A 16,215-nucleotide genomic window follows, 5' to 3' on the forward strand; every position below is an offset into this window, starting at 1 on the left:
CTCCTCTCTACTGCTCAGAATCATCAAACGGACTAGTGTTCGGATCATCGGTACCAATTCTTATTTCTTGTGTTGGGTTAATTGAATCCTCGTTAAAAAACCTTTCATCTGGAGTTGGAAATTCAGAAACTATTGGATGCACCACTTCAACTTCCTGTTGCCTATTCTCTGGTGTTGATATCAATAAGTTAGACAATATAAACGAAAATATACCGGTTATGAAAATTATTATAATAACGAGTGCTATGTCTTTCTGCTTCATCGGATTACCCTTGTGTCGATGGTTAGACTTTTACCTGGCTGATAGTATGTTTTAGCCTTTAGCAGTAACTCTATATCGTTCTGCTCCCCACTAATGGTAAGCTGCGTTATATGGAAAGGTCGTATGGATCTATCAATATCATCAATTAGCTGTTTTACAGTTTCGTAGTTAGCCGAAACACTGAACTCAAAAGGCATCTCAATTGGACTAGGGTTGGTTTGCCCTTCCACGTCCTGATGTGCAAGCTCATCATCAACACCGGAAATACTGTTTATCGCGACACCTCCGTTCCTTAACATTTTCTCCACACTTGCGGTTAATGCCGGAAAATCGTACGTACTAGGTAGTGCATCAAGTATGATTTTTGCATTATCACCACCCCGTGCAGTATTGCTTGTAGAACTACCGGATATTATATTCTCGGGAGATTCAACAAACACCTTATATGAGGCGAGCAACTCCTCAACTTCTTCGATATTTTTTAATAACTGATCTCTAGCCTTGGTTTTTTCGGTTATAATCTCTGACTGATAAGATTGCTGATCAAACAAAGCAAACGATCCAACGATAGAGAATACCGTAACAATCGAAGCAACAATTACAACTGTTAACATTGCCGCATTAGCCTTGCTAATCTGAACCCTCTTACCTGATATGATGGGCGATAAAGCCATTACTGTGTCTCCTCGCTCTCTGGTTGAAATAGATCTACCGGCCGCTGAATTTGTGATCGTGTTGTAACGGTCTGGGGCACCGTAAGTGTTACATCATTCCGGTCATCAAAGATTATGGGGTCATACGTAAACGTAATTTGATAATTGGCACCTTCTTCTGTGACGCTAAACTGACTGAGTACCACTTGACTGAAGGCTGTTTCGTTGTTTAGCTCAGGTTCATTATCATCTTCCTCAGAAACAATGCTATATGTAGAGAACTTTAAAGAATCTACATACTCATTAACTATACTAAGTGCGCTGTTTTCGTCGATTGCCACTGTGCTGCCAGAGATAGAAGCCGTTTGAAGATTAAAATCTATATCAAATTTTGATATTGTCGCCTCTACCGGGGTTACTTTAGAAATATATTCAAACAGCCTGTTTGCTGCCGGTTTTTCTTCGTGTAAATCAGTTAAGCTAAATAGCTGGTTTTGTACGGTTAGAATTTTATCAAGCTCCGGTATATCTTGGAGTTCTTGGCTTGACTGAGCAATATCTTCATCAAGATTATTTATGTGTGTTCTCTGGACAACATTTACATACAAAAACAGTAGCACCAAAATAGCAAACGCAGAACATCCAACCAACGAAGAGAGCAGTATGACAACCCGCTTGGTGCGTTTTGTCTTAATGTATTCAATTTTTACATCAGGTAGAAGATTAAACTGTATCATTAGCCAATCCTCTCCGCTAAACCGGCTGCCACACCGAAGTGGTTAGACACAGCAAGCAGTTCATTTTGCCGCTCAGACGGGAATACGACATTTTGCCAAGCATTACCTATCTCTACACTGATACCAAATTTGTTTGCCACGTACAGTGGGAACTCCGGCAAAGCTGAAGCGCCCCCTGTAACAACAATACGTTCTATAGGCACGTTGGGGTATCTGGTCTGGAAAAATTTTATTGACTTATCAATCTCATTTACTAACACATCAACGGTGCCAATAATTGCTTGATACACCTGCCCCTCTAGTTTTTCTTTACCTAGTCCAAACTTGAATACAAACTGTTCGGCTTGTTTTTCATCAACCCCAAGATTTTGTGTAGCTGATTTAATAATTGCTTCAGCACCCGTCGGTATAGATCTGGTTAAACGTGGCGCACCGTTCATAGCAATGACCAAATCGGTACTTTTATTACCAATATCAAGCACCATGTGCGGTGTCGTGGCATTAGACGGAAGCATGGCTCGAGTTAATGCTAGGTTATCCGGCTCAAAGGCAATAACATTAAGACCGATCGATTCCAGCATGTCCAAACGATTCTCTACAAACTCATTAGTAACACTTGAGATCAACACTTCTACCTTTGTCTTGTCCTTTGGAGAATCTCCAAGCAATGCCCAGTCAAGTTTTGATTCAGAGAGCGGAGTCGGTATTAAAGAATCTGCTTGGTATCGTATAGATTTGTCTAGTTCAGACGGATCAAGCCGGTCAATATCTACTACCGTGGTAAAAACTCGTTGTGAAGGTAATCCGACCGCAACATTTTTAGTTGATATCTTTGCCTGTGCCAATAAATCTCGAATTGTTTGCATGAGTTTCTGCTGATCGGCTTTTGAGTCGCTCATTGAAACTTTGCTATCAACCGAAATTTGAGCGTACTTTATTAGAGACTTCGGCACCTTATTACCTTGCAGCTCGACCGCTCGCACAGCGGTAGTGCCAATGTCTAAGCCGATAAATTCAGATACCCCACTCAATATGCTCATATTTCCTCAATTATAGCATGGTGCTCATGTTTAATTTACTAGTGTTACACATGTTATTTATTTTTTTAACCTTGCCAAAATGCTATTGCTTACAATATAGCAGTTTGTATGAAATTATTAAACCCCCGTAAGAGCCACCTCACAACACCGGCGGTAAGGTGGTGAATGCTTCGTACGGTTCACGTGGGGGTTGCGTGATGGCTGGATTACTGAGCCAGACTTCGGGTGTAAAGATAATTCGTTCGGCTATGTTTGCGCTGGTGTGTGGCTCGTTGCTAGCAGCAGTGTGTAGGCTGCCGGTAGAGCGTAAGAATTTGAGTTGTCGTGCGACTACGGCGCCGTAAATGGCTAGGCTGTTGTCGTTGCATGATCCAGAAACCAGACTACGATTGGCAGGAGTAAACCCATTGGAGCAGGTATATAGTGTGCCAGTATTTGCATTGTCAGGGTCTGGTTGGGCAATCAGAACACCGTCGATCTGGGTGACACTCGGGTGTATGTAGATATTGCCTTGAGCAACGAGTTGGAAGTACGGGATGTCGTTAATGGCACTTGGCGATCCTGTTTGATTGTACGTAATGTTACCAGTAATGTGAACATCACCAGAGACATATATAGAAAGCTTGTCTCCAGTGTTAAGGGTTCGCCCGCCAAGTGTTGTGTTGCCGACGCTGTGGTAGGCTCCGTCGGTGGCGCCGGTCTGGTAGGCGGCCAGATTAGTGTGTTGGGCAAAGTAGTCCGGTATGCAGTGGCGTACGTTGTCTGAGCTCCAGTTACCACCATAACCAGTAGCTGGTTGGTTGGCAAACGTGAGTCCGATTGGGCGTGTGGGTGGTGACCCGCGTAATGAAGCGGTAGCAAAACCTTCAATGGGGCGTAGTGCGTAAGCAGCTATTTGGGTGGCGGAACCACCATATGTTGCCGAACCACGATTGCGAGCTAGAATGGCAGCATCGGGGTTAGGAGTACACGTGTTGGTTTGGTCTCGGAAGCCAGAGCCTACGAATACATCACCGCCGTAGACACGGAAGTAGGGGCTGTCGGCAATTTCTACTTCACCAGAACAACTAATGCTTGCATTCGACCCTGAAACAGACCAATTGACTGTATATCTGCCAGTAGTAGTCGCAACAAGCCCGCTGCGGACACTTTCGGCAACGCCGCCCCCTGAGGAGGAACTGGTAAGTGGACTAGGCGAGTAGTTGACGTTGGCAGAGCCCGTGGGTGTTATTCCTGGCGGTATGGTTATAGTCATTGGGTGTGTGGCGTTTGATACTTCTCCGCTTGAGCCATTGCTAAAGCGAGCGCGCAAGCTAAAACTTTGGCCTACTCCTGGGTTTTGCGGATTTGTAGTCAGTGCACCACAACTTAATTGCGGGGGAGTGTTCGGGTAACGTAGTGTGAAAACTGCCTCTGCTCTATATCCTCCTTGCCAAGTGTTTCGAACTTTAAATGATATAGGAGTATCTTGTAATCTGCCCTGTGCATTTAATCCGAAATAAGAAGTCATGTCTTCGAGCGGATAGGTTGCAAAGCCGGAGCCTAGATACGCATTACTACTCACCGGATAAGCTGGATTGCACGCACCGCAGTTACCACCGACGCCCGTACCAACGCCCCGATCATACACACTCGGTCCACAACCAGGATAGATATCACCATAGCCACGGCAGTGCAAAATCCGCCCAGCATCCGGCAATGCTATGTATGCGCCGTCATCTTGCTTAACACTATACCTGCGCCCCAGACCAGCGCAATAGTCTACCCCAGGATAGTCGGGCGCTGCACCGAGCGCACAAGGATAGCCGCTCCCTGTTGGCCCAGTAGGTAAAAACCCAGAGCCGTCGTCGGCACCAAATCCAAACCACACCCTGTCTGCCCGAATGTTGTTATAGCTAAGCAGATTTGATTCGTCGAGCATACAGTTTGCGGTTATTTCCCACCCTTTGAGCCAAGAATCTATGGCCTCCATACCTGGCCAATCGGTGTTATAGTCGTGATATGCAATGACGGAAACGGTGCGATAGATGTCTTGTCCCGGAGTTGCACGAACAGCCCGCTGTACATAGTTACACCCCACAGTAGCATCACCGTTTTCACCATGCATAGCACTTATCTTCAGTAATCCAATAGTAAACACAGACACAACTGCCAAGCCGAACGATAGCCCTAGTCCTATCTTCGCTTTTCTACTCATTCAGTTCAACCTCCAGCTCCGCAATTTCTCTTAGCAACCCCTGATGGATTTGTTCTTGTTCATGCGAAATGATGGGTTGCCTCTCAACCACAGCTAGCGCTCCTTTGTAAGCTTCAAGTTGTTTATTTTTATCATCCATACGTGAATAAATTTGCGCAAGAAAGACGTAATATCCGTACTCATCCTGTTCATTTTTTGTAGCCTTATGGTCTTCAAGGGCTTCTTGCAGCACCTCAGGATCAACTTGCTGTTCCTGATGATTGCCCATATAGCGTAAATGTTCAGGAAACTCTAATAACTGTCCGTCAACTTCTATGTATGGCGATACTTCTAACTGCTCTTCTGTTTCACTTACTTCAGGTTGCCCCAAGAACACATGCGCGGTGCCAAAAACAGCAGGTACAAGTATAGCTACACCCAAAAAGACAGCCAAACGCCTCAAAGAAAATATGTATTTATGACGCGGTATCGTGCCGACTTGTGCTTCGTCTTCACCGAGCTTTGGTGTGTTTTTTTTAAAATTCATTATGGATTCACGGCTTTACAATCCTAAGATTCGTCAAGTGGCGAATACCCTTATGTTTGCATACTAATAATTGTAACAGACTGCTAGATAAGCACAAGCTTGTATACTAGGCGGCTTGCCAAAGATTGATACGGATATAGTGCATGCACTAGCTTATAGCACGGTACTGCTGATTGGTAGCAGGCTGGATGCCAGCCGTCGTTGTCCGCTAATCCATCACGAGAAAGGATGTGAAATACGAGTATCGTTAAAGTGAACAAGCGTCCTATTCCGCATCTATGAAAATCAAGTGATTACACGTGTTTATAAACAATATGATATGTCAATATGCGCTAGGAGCTTAGTTTTTCTAACGCGCATTAAAAACTAAGGTAAAAGTGTCTGCCAGTAATACCAAAACTCATGCAGTACTAATGCCGCTAACAGTACAAACCAACTCACCAAAATCTCTTTGTGATATAAAAGCACAAAGTTTTTTAGACCAATAAGCGATTTTGGTACAACTAAGTTGCCCTCACGCAGGCTGTACAGAGTGACGTACCAAAATATTGGGATGGTAACGCCCCATACCACCATGCAAAACGGACATAGAGTGCCCAATACATAAAGGCTCTGGAAAAACATCCAGTGCATAAAAATAACTCCACCTAGCGCACCCAAATTAAAGGCTTGCCAAAACCACCTTTTTAACCGCGCACCAGCAAGCATTGCAACCCCCACCGTAATAACAACACTAAATGCTGCAATACCCACCACTGGATCTGGTAAACCAAGCGAGCTCGCTCTGCCCTTCGTCATAGCCGAACCGCAGTCAAACAACGGGTTTATACTGCATGACGGTTGATAGCTCGGATCTTTAAGCAGATTTATTGTCTCTATAGTAAGTACAAAAGATGCCAAAAGCCCAATTGCTCCACCAATAAGCAGAATGAACGGCAAGCTGCGTTGTATGCTCCAAGCTCGATTTTTTGTTCGTGGCATATGAGCCTATTATACCCCAACTAAACTCAAAAACACCATGTAGAAAAACCTCGCACTAATCAATTTTACTGAAATATGTTTACTAGTCTTTTGAGCATATGTTCCATTTAGTCAGAATCCTTTCTTGGCCTAGTTTTTTAAGTTAAAAATAAACGCGCCAGTCGAGTGGCGTGTTTATTACTTCTACCATTTTTGTTATAACGCCTATCCTATATAATAATCACTAATGAGTTTATCAATAGGAATCGTGGGGTTTGCCCCGTACCAAAACCCGTGCACAGCAGCAAGTAATCAGGTTGCGGAGCTACGAGTTTTTGGTACAGATAGCGGGAGCCGAACATGAGTCTTAATATCGCTATCGTGGGGCTGCCGAATGTTGGCAAGAGCACCCTGTTTAATGCGCTGACGGATAGCAGTATTTTGGCTGCTAACTATCCGTTTGCCACTATTGAACCGAACACTGGTATTGTGCCTGTGCCAGATGAGCGTCTGCAAAAACTGGCAGACATGTACAAGACTCAGAAGATACTGCCTGCGACGGTTACTTTTGTCGATATAGCCGGGCTAGTCGCAGGCGCCAGCAAAGGCGAGGGTTTAGGTAACCAATTCTTGAGCCATATCCGCAGCTGCAACGCCATCTGTCAAGTGGTTAGGGCGTTTGATGATTTAAACGTTTTGCGCAACGAGTCCAGTAAGGATCCGCTGCACGATATAGAAGTGGTTAACACAGAGCTGATATTGGCAGACTTGCAAACCATAGAAAAACGCCTACCCCAAACTGAAAAAGCGGCTCGAGCGAATCCAAAACTTAAACCCGAATTTGAAGCATTAAAAACTGCACACGATATACTCGACTCCGGTCAGCCACTTTTTCACAGTACTGAGTACTCAGTACTAAGTACGGAGCTCAAGGATCTGCAGCTCATGACAGCCAAGCCAATTATTTATTTGTTTAATATGGATGAGGACCAGCTTAATAATGAGACCAAAAAACAAGAACTAAGTAAATTAGTGTCCCCTGCTCAAGCAATTTTTGTCAGCGCCAAGCTAGAAGATGAACTGCGCGGTCTTGATAGATCTGACCGGCAAGAAATGTTGGAAAGTTACGGCCAGACTGAGCCAGGATTACACAAAGTTATACACGCTGCCTACGATGTACTGGGATTGCAGAGTTACCTGACGGCGGGCGAAAAAGAGGTTCGTGCCTGGACTATCAAAAAAGGTTCGACAGCTCCCCAAGCAGCCGGCGTGATTCATGGTGATTTTGAACGTGGCTTCATCGCGGCACAAATTATTGATTATGATGACCTTGTGGCTGCCGGTTCAGAAGCTGCAGCTAAACAACAAGGGAAAATCCGCACTGAAGGCAAAACCTACGTTATGCAACCCGGGGATGTCGTTGAGTTCAAGTTTAACGTGTAAAAAGCGGACTTTGGACGATAGATCATAGACAATTTAGTTTATGATTAAAAGCTTTACAGATTTACTCACTTGACAGCATGCTCATAAACTTATTGACGGCCTCTTGCGAAGCCATCGAAAATCTAATCTCCAGCCTCTAACATCTGCTCCTCTTTCGACCAATGAAGCGAAATGTTTTGCATCATCTTAAACAGATCGTGAGTTTTAGGTACAGTATTGTCGTCATAATAGTGATTAATGTCTAGATAATTAGCAACCACGTTCAAACAACAAATCTCATCACCGATTAAATGCATCTTATCTACCGCTGGCACACTGGCGTTTGGGGTTGCAATAATAAGCTTTTTTATTGCGATGGTTTTTAGAAACGCTTCGGCAACGTCGAGTGAAGCTCCACTAGGCAAGCCGTCCGACACTAAAATAACCGTGTGATGACGCAGATACTCCGGATGTATCTCGCCCTCATGCCCAATAAGTACATTTAATTCATGCATTTTTTCGCGGCGTTTTTGATCGATATATTGATGATAATCAGCAGTTAGCTCCTCAAGTTGTCCAGCGGTAAACATATTGTTGTAAGAGAATGTCCCTGTAGAACTCATACTCGCAATGGCGTCTTTTTCTCCAGGCAGGTAGATGTTTTCTGTCAGTAGCAACATCAAATTGCCATGAAGCTTCATGGCTATTTGGGCAGCAACAATAACCGCCCCTTCAGATAGTGCCACGACGGAAATATTTTGGTTTTTATACTGTTCTAACTTGACCGCCAACTGCCGGCCAGCATCAGCTCGACTCCTGAAATACATATCAAAAGTTTAACACAAGGGGTTTAATCTTGCTGCTTAACTCGAACAATCTACGGTTGGTTTACCTGGCTTTGCGTCACAAAACGCGATGCCTTATTACGTCGTAATAATTGTTGGCTGGTCTGATAGGGGTTCCTTGTCCAGCTTCGAATTGGCTGCTTTGGCTCTGGTGGCACCTGAGGCGTCTGTGTTTCAACCGGTGGTGCAAGTAGTTCAGGCGGTATACCGGCCGTTTGAGGCTTATCGCTTTCAACTTGTTGCGGTAAATTTTCAGCTAAACTGGGCGCCTCTGCTGGTGTTAGATGCGTGCGCTGCGCATAATCCTCATCGCTCCGCAGCTTTACTTCCAAAGTACACTGTCGCACATAAGCGACCAAATCCTGCAACCGCTCTTTATCCCAACTCTTAAAATCAAGGCTTTTACGAGCATATGTAAAGCAAACCGATGCATCCATTAATTGGTACTGGTATTTTACTTCGACAATCATATCGTAACGCAAATCTTCAACCGTCAGGAAAAATGGTTTTTTATCAACCAACAACACTCGGTGGTTAGTCGCACAAAGCAGGGCAAACCCGCCTTCATACCAACCCTTTACAACGTGAGCCAGTTCCTCCCCAGGAACCAATATATTATGAAGTTCGTTCACCTCACCTTTTGTCCAAAAACTTGGCTTAATACCCAAACGGCGAAATTGTCTGAGTACCGATTCCATAGTAACCATGCCAATCCCTCCGTTTACTTGTACTTACAGCATAACGTTAGGAGGTGCTGTTGTCGGTTATTTTTGTCACATGCAGCATGTGAATTTTGTCTCACTGACTAGCTTGAAACTTTGATTTATGACAAAATAAGCGTGTCATGATGGCTACACCTCATCAATTTGAAGATCTTGTGGAAACTTTTGGTCGTGGCACGAAACTAGAGTTTCAAAAAGGTGAATTTATTATACGCCCAGGTGATACACCGCCGGGCGTTTTTTATATAGAATCAGGTCTGGTCAAAGCCTACGATATAACCAAATACGGCGAAGAAAACCTTCTTATTGTCAGAAAAGAAAAAGAGATATTCCCACTTATCTGGGCGATAACCGGCCAAGAAAGACGCATTATTTATGAAGCACTGGTGCCGACCGTACTAAGACGCTTAAGCCGAAAACAATTTCTGGAGCACCTCGAAACTTATCCAGAGGGATTACGGATAATTCTAGATATGACTATGGAAATGTACCGTATACATTCCGAACGGATCTTAAACTTAGAGTATCGTTCCGTACGAGAACGACTAATTTCATTTATGCTCACTATGTCCAATCGTTTCGGCGAAAAAACAGACGGCGGTATAGTCATCAGAGTACCTCTTCGCCGTCAAGATATTGCTAGTTCTATTAGTGCATCACGGGAATCTACCGGCAAAGAACTAACCCTACTGGAAAAACAAAAACTCATAAGCACCAAAGCTCTTTTTATCACCATACACGATAAGACTAAGCTACGTGAGTTCTTATAGAGTCCGTTATTGCGTCTTTTTTAATAGATAAAACCGCTCTTGGTTGCCCTTAGCACCGGCAATCTCAGAATCGGCCTTTTCGGCAATAATGAACAACTTTTTTATCCAACTCTCAAGGTGTTGGAGCGTCTCTCGGCGCATTTTATCGTTCTTAATAACACCCCTATGCTTGAGCCCTGCAGCCTGAGCTTCGAACTGTGGTTTTGCCATGGCGACAAGGATTGAGTTAGGAGACATGAGCATTGAGACATGAGGCAGTACATCACGCAGTGAGATAAAGCTGACGTCGATGACTATAATGTCTGGTATGTCAATGTGTACACCCTTCTCATCACCCACTGCTTCATTCTCAGCTTGGCGCAGCCGGACATTCCTAATGTCGGTTTGTTCGTGTAACTCAACGTTCGGGTTAGTACGTAAATTAGGGTGTAGCTGATTTGTGCCAACATCTACAGCAATGACTTTTTTAGCGCCATGTCTAAGTGCATAATCGGTAAATCCACCAGTGCTAGATCCGACATCCAGCACTACCTTGTCATGAAAATTAAGCTGAAATTTATCAGCCACTGCTGCTAGCTTTAGCCCAGCGCGCGAAACATATTGCTGATCAATTTTTAAGTCGATCTTCTGACCATCGGTCACAAACTGCCCTGGCTTTCGTACAACCTGCTTGTCAACGCTAACGTGCCCAAGCTTAATGTAGCTTTCAGCCTGGCTTCTAGTTGCAATAAGACCTTTGGCTACAATTGCCTGATCAAGCCTCTGTCGCTTCATAACTTAACCTCGGCAATAATCTGACGGTAACCTTGCGATTGAGCCTCTGCTATATGAATCGTGTCTATATTCAGTTCACCTTCAAAACCACGACCTGCTTTTTGGGTTATGTGAGGGGTATAGTTATTACCGATATACCTGCCCTTCACTTCCCATCCTTGCTCCTCAACAGCACTAAGCAAGGTTTTGTGCAGTGTCTGCAGTTGGGATGTGATTTCTAGTTTCATAACCGGTAAGTTACCTTTTAGGCCGTAATAACCACGCTCTGTAGTTGAAACAGAACAGGGTCTAGTACTGTTTGTTGCGACACGAACGCAAGCTTCAACTGCTTTCCCGTCCGGTGCCTCAAACCAGGGCAATAAGGTTACATGCAACGGCCATAACGTAAATCGCTGTCCGACTTTAACAGGATCGACCATATAAACAATTAAGTACTGTCCCATGCTGTTATTTTACACGTTCGCGGTAAGTGCCAGTGGAAGTATCCACACTAATGATGTCACCAACTTTAACAAAAGCCGGTACTTTTACGGTAATGTCTGTCTCAAGCGTCGCATCTTTTTGTACGCTGCTAGTAGTGTCGCCTTTGACCACATCTTCAGCGTAAGTAACTTTTAGCGGGACATTTTTGGGCAACTCTATATTTATAACTTGCCCATCAAACAGCTGAGCTTGTACTTTATCGCCCTCTTTTAAGAAGCCGGTTTTATCTGCCACATCTTCAGCAAATAATTCAAACTGGTCGTACGTGTCTTCGTCCATAAAATAAAACTTGGCAGCGTCATTATAAAGATACTGGACACTCTTATTGATAACGTCTGCCGGCTCAATCGACTCGTTACCTTTTAGAGTTCTATCCAGCACCCTGCCGTCAATCAAGCTTTTTATCTTAACGTTAACGATGGAACCACCACGACCCATAACTTTTTGAGCATACTCCACCACCCGATACGGTGTACCGTCCATCTGGAATATCTGTCCTTTTTTTAGATCGGTTGGTCTCAACATAGTAGTAACTAGATTCTAGATCTAAGATTCTAGCGACCCCTTTCTTTATTAGCTTTCCTTAATCCTGATAGCACTTTAGCGCATTCCACCGAAAGATCTGCTACTTCTTTAAAGTCTTCTTGGGTAATGTAGTGGAGATCCTTAACAATGAGCAGTTGGTTTTGGAGCTCTAGCAAAGACCCGTATGCCATGCTTTTAGGTCTGTAAAAGACGTAATCGTACTCATTGCCTTATTGCTAGAATCTACAATCTTATATCTATCCTCTAATTAGATGCTACAAACGGTAGCAATGCTAGATGCCGAGCGCGCTTAATAGCAACCGCTAATCGGCGCTGTTCATGCTCTTTGAGACCGGTTTTCTTACGAGTCTCGATCTGACCATACTGGTTTACGTATCGCTGCAAGGTCTTAAAGTCCTTGTAGTCAAAATACGGTACGTCTGTTCTGTTCTTGAAAATCTTAGCCATGTAAATTCCTCCGGAATTAAGTTTAAGGTTATAAAGTTGAAAGTATAAAGTAGTACTCCTGTGAGAAACTTGTTACTTTATAAACTTTTTTACTTTTTACTTGTTCTAGCTGTGCTAGAACGGGATGTCGTCAAGATTAATTGGCTCATCACCAATATCCTCAATAACAACATCGTCTTTCTTCGTGCTCTTGCTCTGCTTTGGTGCACTAGATTGTGGTTGACCACTGTCATCACCACTGTTGTTGCTGCCACCGCCACCATCAACAAAGTTGAAGTCCTCTACGATTACTTCTACCTTGCTACGCTTTTGCCCGTCCTGTTCCCAGCTACGCTGCTCTAAGCGACCACTGACGAGAACTGGACGACCCTTATGTAAATACTGAGCAATGATTTCGCCTGCTTTTGCCCAAGCAACACAGTCAATAAAACTTACATTCTCTTGCTGGCTGCCATCCTGGCCGCGCCAGGTGCGATTAACTGCCAAGCCAAAGTTTGTGACACTTTGCCCGTTAGGCGTTGTCCGCGTTTCAGGATCACGGGTAAGATTGCCCATTAAGATTACTTTGTTAAATCCTTTTGCCATTTGTTATCACTCCTTACTGGAATTAGGTTGTGGGTGTTTTTAGTTTTCGCTGTTTACACTATAGCGCACTAGTTGCAAGCTTGTAAGCTTACTCCTATGCCTCGTCGTTTTGATTGTCTGTGTCGTCACTTTTATCGCCGCGCTCAGCAGCTTTCTTGGCTTTATCTGCTTTGGCAGCTTCGGCCTTAGCAATTGCCTTGAGATCTGGACGGACAATCAAATAACGAATAACTTCGTCCGTTATGTTAAGATTGCTCTCAACTTTTTGTACACCCTCACCGGGCATTTCTACGGTGTAAAAAACGTAGACGGCGTGCTCTTGCTTGGCAATTGGATATGCCAACTTACGCTTACCCCAGTTATCGGTAGACTTTATAGTGCCGCCGTTATTGGTGATGATTTTTTTCACCCGCTCCTCTGCCTTGGTCAAATCGACCTCCAGATCAGGGTGATACAATACTGCAATTTCGTATTGGTTCAAGGTATTCCTCCTTTGGTTATAGCCCACACGCTCATTCCGCTAGATGGCGAAGGCTGTGAACTGAGTTAATAGTGCGTGTATTGTACCTTAACTACCCCTGTTAGTCAACCCAGTAGTAGATCTTCGTGTAGACTCGCTAAAAGCGAGTCATTATCCTGACAAAGCCAGTATAGTCGCGAGGGCTCACTACTGGGTCAACTACGCTGCTATTTAATTCTCTATGTAAGATACTTTTATTCTTCGGGGAAGTTTTCGTCGTAGACTTCATCATCAACGTTTGCAGAACTATCCGCTCCACCAAATACGTCATCGACTGAGCTAATCAACACTTCTCTTGGTCGCGAACCATCGGCTGGGCCTACAATGCCCTGCTCTTCCATGGTTTCAATTAAGCGAGCAGCTCGGCCGTAGCCAATCCTTAAGCGTCGCTGGAGTAGGCTGGTACTAGCTTTGCCGCCGTCTACTACCACCTTGATGGCATCCTTCCACATATCGTCATCGCTATCTTGAGCGCTAGCATCCATGACCACACCACCTTTACCGTTGAGTTGTACAGGTTGGCTAATAATCTCGTCGTCATAATCCGGTGGACGCTGCATGCGAATAAAGTCTGTGACCTTAATGGTCTCTTCATCAGATATAAAGGCGCCTTGTACGCGTTTTGGTTTTGGCATATCGGCAGTCAAGAGCAGCATGTCACCCTGGCCTAACAATTTTTCAGCACCTATCTGGTCGATGATTGTTCGACTATCCACCTGACTGGCGGTCGTAAAGGCAATCCGAGCAGGTATGTTAGCTTTTATAAGACCGGTTATTACGTCGACACTTGGTCGTTGCGTAGCCAATACAAGATGTATGCCAACGGCTCGCGCTTTTTGAGCGATCCGTACAATAAGGCTTTCTACATCCCTTGCGGCCATCATCATAAGGTCGGCTAGCTCATCGATAACTACAACTATATACGGCATACCTTCCTCTTTTTTAAGACTATTATACTCTGCGATATTACGACGGTTGGCATCTGCCAAAGCTTTATATCGACGCTCCATCTCAGCAACCGTCCACTTAAGCGCGCTAATGCACTTTTCTGGCTCTGTAATCAGGGGCGCAAGTAGGTGCGGGAGGTCGTCATATGGTTTCAGTTCGACTTGCTTTGGGTCGACCAGTATAAGCTTTAGATCGGACGGGCTATTTCGGTACAAAAGACTGGTGAGAACAGCGTTAATCATAACTGACTTACCTGACCCGGTCTGACCAGCTATCAGTACGTGCGGCATTTTTGCCAAATCGGCCACCATTGGTGTACCAGAAATATCTTTGCCTATAACAAAACTAAGTGGCCCCTGCATATCTTGCCACTCGCGAGATTGAAGAAGAGAGCTGATACGAACTGTAGCCGACTTAAGATTTGGTACTTCTATGCCGACTAACCGTTTACCCGGAATAGGCGCCTCCATTCGTATAGAATGAGCTGCTAAATCAAGTGACAGATTGTTCTCAAGAGCCGTAATTTTTGTAAGCTTAACTCCTGTAGGTGGCTTTAGAGTATATTGCGTGACACGTGGTCCAATGTTAGCTCCTTCCATCTCGACATTAATATTAAAATTATTGAATGTCTCTTTGATATTCTCTGCGCTCCCCTCAACATCACCAGCATCAGCCTTGTCTTGTTTCTGATTGAGTAAGTTCATGCCCGGGAACTTCCAGTTCGGATCACTCTCAGTAGTCAAAGCTTCGTGACTTTCGTTTGGTGAGAGCTTCTGAGCGGTGTTTCTAAATGTACTCAGCCTGGCTTTTTCACGGTCAGCCTGTCGTTCAACTGGAACACCTTCATTAAGCTTGAAACTGTTTTCCTCCGTTGCCTTAGATTTTAGCTCGGCTAGGTCGGTGTCAGTTTCTTTACGTTTAAACAAATCGCCGATCTTTAAAAAGACCTTGAGTGATATACCAAACGTCAGGCAAAAAGCCAGCACCGTCAGGACAACCCAAAGTATAATGGCGGGAATTTTATCCAGTACAGAAAGCATCATCCCACCGATAACCATACCTACTTCTCCGCCTCGTCCGTTAACGTACTCAGAAACGGGTGTAGAACGAGTTGCAAAAGAGACGTGCAGTAGCGCGGAGCTACTCACCAACAAGGCCGTTATACTCATAAGTTTGTCTAGCGGTGTACGATGATCGTCGCTGCGAAACTTATGAACACCGATGTATATCAAAGCAACCGGCGTTATGTAAGCTCCCCAGCCAAACAACCAATACGCACCACCAAATAATGACTCGGGTAGTATGCCGCCGGTGCCAAAACCGCCGATAAGCAGAAACACCGCTATCACTAGCATGATTACTGCGCCTGCTTGCGGCCAAAAAACTGATCGCTGCTTTGGTACAGGATTGGTTTTTTTATTTCTTGTTTGTTTTTTCTTCTTTTTAGCCATAGTCAGACTTCCATTATATATCTAGTCGTCCTTAGTTGAAAGGGGCGGCGGATCATCAATACCAAGTTCTTTTTTTAGATCCAAAACATCTGTTACGGCAGCTTGGTAATCGCTAAGTAATTCATCTGATGGAACACCGTATAAATATTTATCATGAAGCATCCTATCAACTAGCTCCTCGCGACGTGCAATTTTCTCGCGTAGTTCTTGGTTTATCCCCTCAAAACGCCAGCTACCCGCTTCTCTGTCGAGCAGCCAGTTTGTTTCAGATTCTTCGGGGTTATAAGGTACTTGTTCACTCATGGGCAGATTATAGCAACTTGTTCG

20 protein-coding genes are annotated in these 16,215 nt (G+C 44.4%); 3 read left to right on the forward strand and 17 right to left on the reverse strand.

Annotation, left to right across the window (positions count from 1 at the left end; translation table 11 throughout):
• Positions 1–7: 7 nt before the first annotated feature.
• From U5K77_01265 to U5K77_01290, 6 genes are all read right to left on the reverse strand, one after another.
• The gene (locus tag U5K77_01265; protein MDZ7744369.1) at positions 8–262 is read right to left on the reverse strand and encodes a hypothetical protein; all 255 of its coding nucleotides are present in this window, start codon (positions 260–262) and stop codon (positions 8–10) included.
• Positions 259–936, reverse strand: a complete 678-nt coding sequence (locus U5K77_01270) for a hypothetical protein (GenBank protein ID MDZ7744370.1) — start codon at positions 934–936, stop codon at positions 259–261. Before U5K77_01270 ends, U5K77_01265 begins: the two co-directional genes overlap by 4 nt.
• Complete coding sequence (locus U5K77_01275; protein ID MDZ7744371.1) at positions 936–1,652, reverse strand: hypothetical protein; 717 nt, start codon at positions 1,650–1,652, stop codon at positions 936–938. The genes U5K77_01270 and U5K77_01275 overlap by 1 nt, the downstream gene beginning before the upstream one ends.
• Positions 1,652–2,692, reverse strand: coding sequence for a type IV pilus assembly protein PilM (gene pilM / locus U5K77_01280; protein ID MDZ7744372.1), 1,041 nt, complete (start codon positions 2,690–2,692; stop codon positions 1,652–1,654). The genes U5K77_01275 and pilM overlap by 1 nt, the downstream gene beginning before the upstream one ends.
• Before the next feature lie 139 nt (positions 2,693–2,831).
• On the reverse strand, positions 2,832–4,889 hold the full coding sequence (locus tag U5K77_01285; GenBank protein ID MDZ7744373.1) for a hypothetical protein: 2,058 nt from the start codon (positions 4,887–4,889) through the stop codon (positions 2,832–2,834).
• Complete coding sequence (locus tag U5K77_01290) at positions 4,882–5,415, reverse strand: hypothetical protein (protein MDZ7744374.1); 534 nt, start codon at positions 5,413–5,415, stop codon at positions 4,882–4,884. The genes U5K77_01285 and U5K77_01290 overlap by 8 nt, the downstream gene beginning before the upstream one ends.
• 115 nt (positions 5,416–5,530) lie before the next feature.
• Here U5K77_01290 and U5K77_01295 point away from each other — a divergent pair, with 115 nt between their 5' ends.
• Positions 5,531–5,671: a hypothetical protein gene (locus U5K77_01295; protein MDZ7744375.1), complete on the forward strand. Its 141-nt coding sequence runs from the start codon at positions 5,531–5,533 to the stop codon at positions 5,669–5,671.
• Between the two features lie 110 nt (positions 5,672–5,781).
• Here the strand turns inward: U5K77_01295 and U5K77_01300 are convergent, their stop codons facing one another.
• On the reverse strand, positions 5,782–6,396 hold the full coding sequence (locus U5K77_01300) for a vitamin K epoxide reductase family protein (protein MDZ7744376.1): 615 nt from the start codon (positions 6,394–6,396) through the stop codon (positions 5,782–5,784).
• A gap of 339 nt (positions 6,397–6,735) precedes the next feature.
• On the opposite strand from U5K77_01300, the gene ychF reads away from it, so the two are divergent.
• Positions 6,736–7,818: a redox-regulated ATPase YchF gene (ychF, locus tag U5K77_01305; GenBank protein ID MDZ7744377.1), complete on the forward strand. Its 1,083-nt coding sequence runs from the start codon at positions 6,736–6,738 to the stop codon at positions 7,816–7,818.
• A 122-nt stretch (positions 7,819–7,940) separates the two neighbouring features.
• On the opposite strand, the gene U5K77_01310 is transcribed toward ychF, so the two are convergent.
• Both U5K77_01310 and U5K77_01315 read right to left on the reverse strand, forming a co-directional pair.
• Positions 7,941–8,624, reverse strand: coding sequence for a phosphoribosyltransferase family protein (locus U5K77_01310; GenBank protein ID MDZ7744378.1), 684 nt, complete (start codon positions 8,622–8,624; stop codon positions 7,941–7,943).
• 50 nt (positions 8,625–8,674) lie between these two features.
• The gene (locus tag U5K77_01315; GenBank protein MDZ7744379.1) at positions 8,675–9,349 is read right to left on the reverse strand and encodes a PH domain-containing protein; all 675 of its coding nucleotides are present in this window, start codon (positions 9,347–9,349) and stop codon (positions 8,675–8,677) included.
• A gap of 137 nt (positions 9,350–9,486) precedes the next feature.
• On the opposite strand from U5K77_01315, the gene U5K77_01320 reads away from it, so the two are divergent.
• Positions 9,487–10,134: a Crp/Fnr family transcriptional regulator gene (locus tag U5K77_01320; protein ID MDZ7744380.1), complete on the forward strand. Its 648-nt coding sequence runs from the start codon at positions 9,487–9,489 to the stop codon at positions 10,132–10,134.
• A 6-nt stretch (positions 10,135–10,140) separates the two neighbouring features.
• Here the strand turns inward: U5K77_01320 and U5K77_01325 are convergent, their stop codons facing one another.
• The 8 genes from U5K77_01325 to U5K77_01360 all read right to left on the reverse strand — a co-directional run bounded on the left by U5K77_01325 (position 10,141) and on the right by U5K77_01360 (position 16,191).
• Entirely contained in the window at positions 10,141–10,908 is a 768-nt protein-coding gene (locus U5K77_01325; protein MDZ7744381.1) for a TlyA family RNA methyltransferase, read from the reverse strand.
• Entirely contained in the window at positions 10,905–11,351 is a 447-nt protein-coding gene (locus U5K77_01330; GenBank protein MDZ7744382.1) for a 2'-5' RNA ligase family protein, read from the reverse strand. Before U5K77_01330 ends, U5K77_01325 begins: the two co-directional genes overlap by 4 nt.
• A gap of 4 nt (positions 11,352–11,355) precedes the next feature.
• The gene (gene efp, locus U5K77_01335) at positions 11,356–11,916 is read right to left on the reverse strand and encodes an elongation factor P (protein MDZ7744383.1); all 561 of its coding nucleotides are present in this window, start codon (positions 11,914–11,916) and stop codon (positions 11,356–11,358) included.
• A gap of 264 nt (positions 11,917–12,180) precedes the next feature.
• Entirely contained in the window at positions 12,181–12,384 is a 204-nt protein-coding gene (gene rpsR, locus U5K77_01340; protein MDZ7744384.1) for a 30S ribosomal protein S18, read from the reverse strand.
• Positions 12,385–12,498: 114 nt separating this feature from the next.
• Positions 12,499–12,969: a single-stranded DNA-binding protein gene (gene ssb, locus U5K77_01345; GenBank protein MDZ7744385.1), complete on the reverse strand. Its 471-nt coding sequence runs from the start codon at positions 12,967–12,969 to the stop codon at positions 12,499–12,501.
• Between the two features lie 94 nt (positions 12,970–13,063).
• A complete protein-coding gene (gene rpsF / locus U5K77_01350; protein MDZ7744386.1) occupies positions 13,064–13,450 on the reverse strand; it encodes a 30S ribosomal protein S6 in 387 nt (128 codons plus the stop codon).
• Between the two features lie 233 nt (positions 13,451–13,683).
• Positions 13,684–15,888 (reverse strand): DNA translocase FtsK 4TM domain-containing protein, encoded by a 2,205-nt coding sequence (locus tag U5K77_01355; protein ID MDZ7744387.1) that lies wholly within the window; start codon positions 15,886–15,888, stop codon positions 13,684–13,686.
• A 21-nt stretch (positions 15,889–15,909) separates the two neighbouring features.
• On the reverse strand, positions 15,910–16,191 hold the full coding sequence (locus tag U5K77_01360) for a hypothetical protein (GenBank protein ID MDZ7744388.1): 282 nt from the start codon (positions 16,189–16,191) through the stop codon (positions 15,910–15,912).
• Positions 16,192–16,215: the final 24 nt, after the last annotated feature.

The organism is Candidatus Saccharibacteria bacterium (assembly GCA_034521515.1).
Taxonomy (GTDB): Bacteria; Patescibacteriota; Saccharimonadia; order Saccharimonadales; family JAXHMH01; genus JAXHMH01.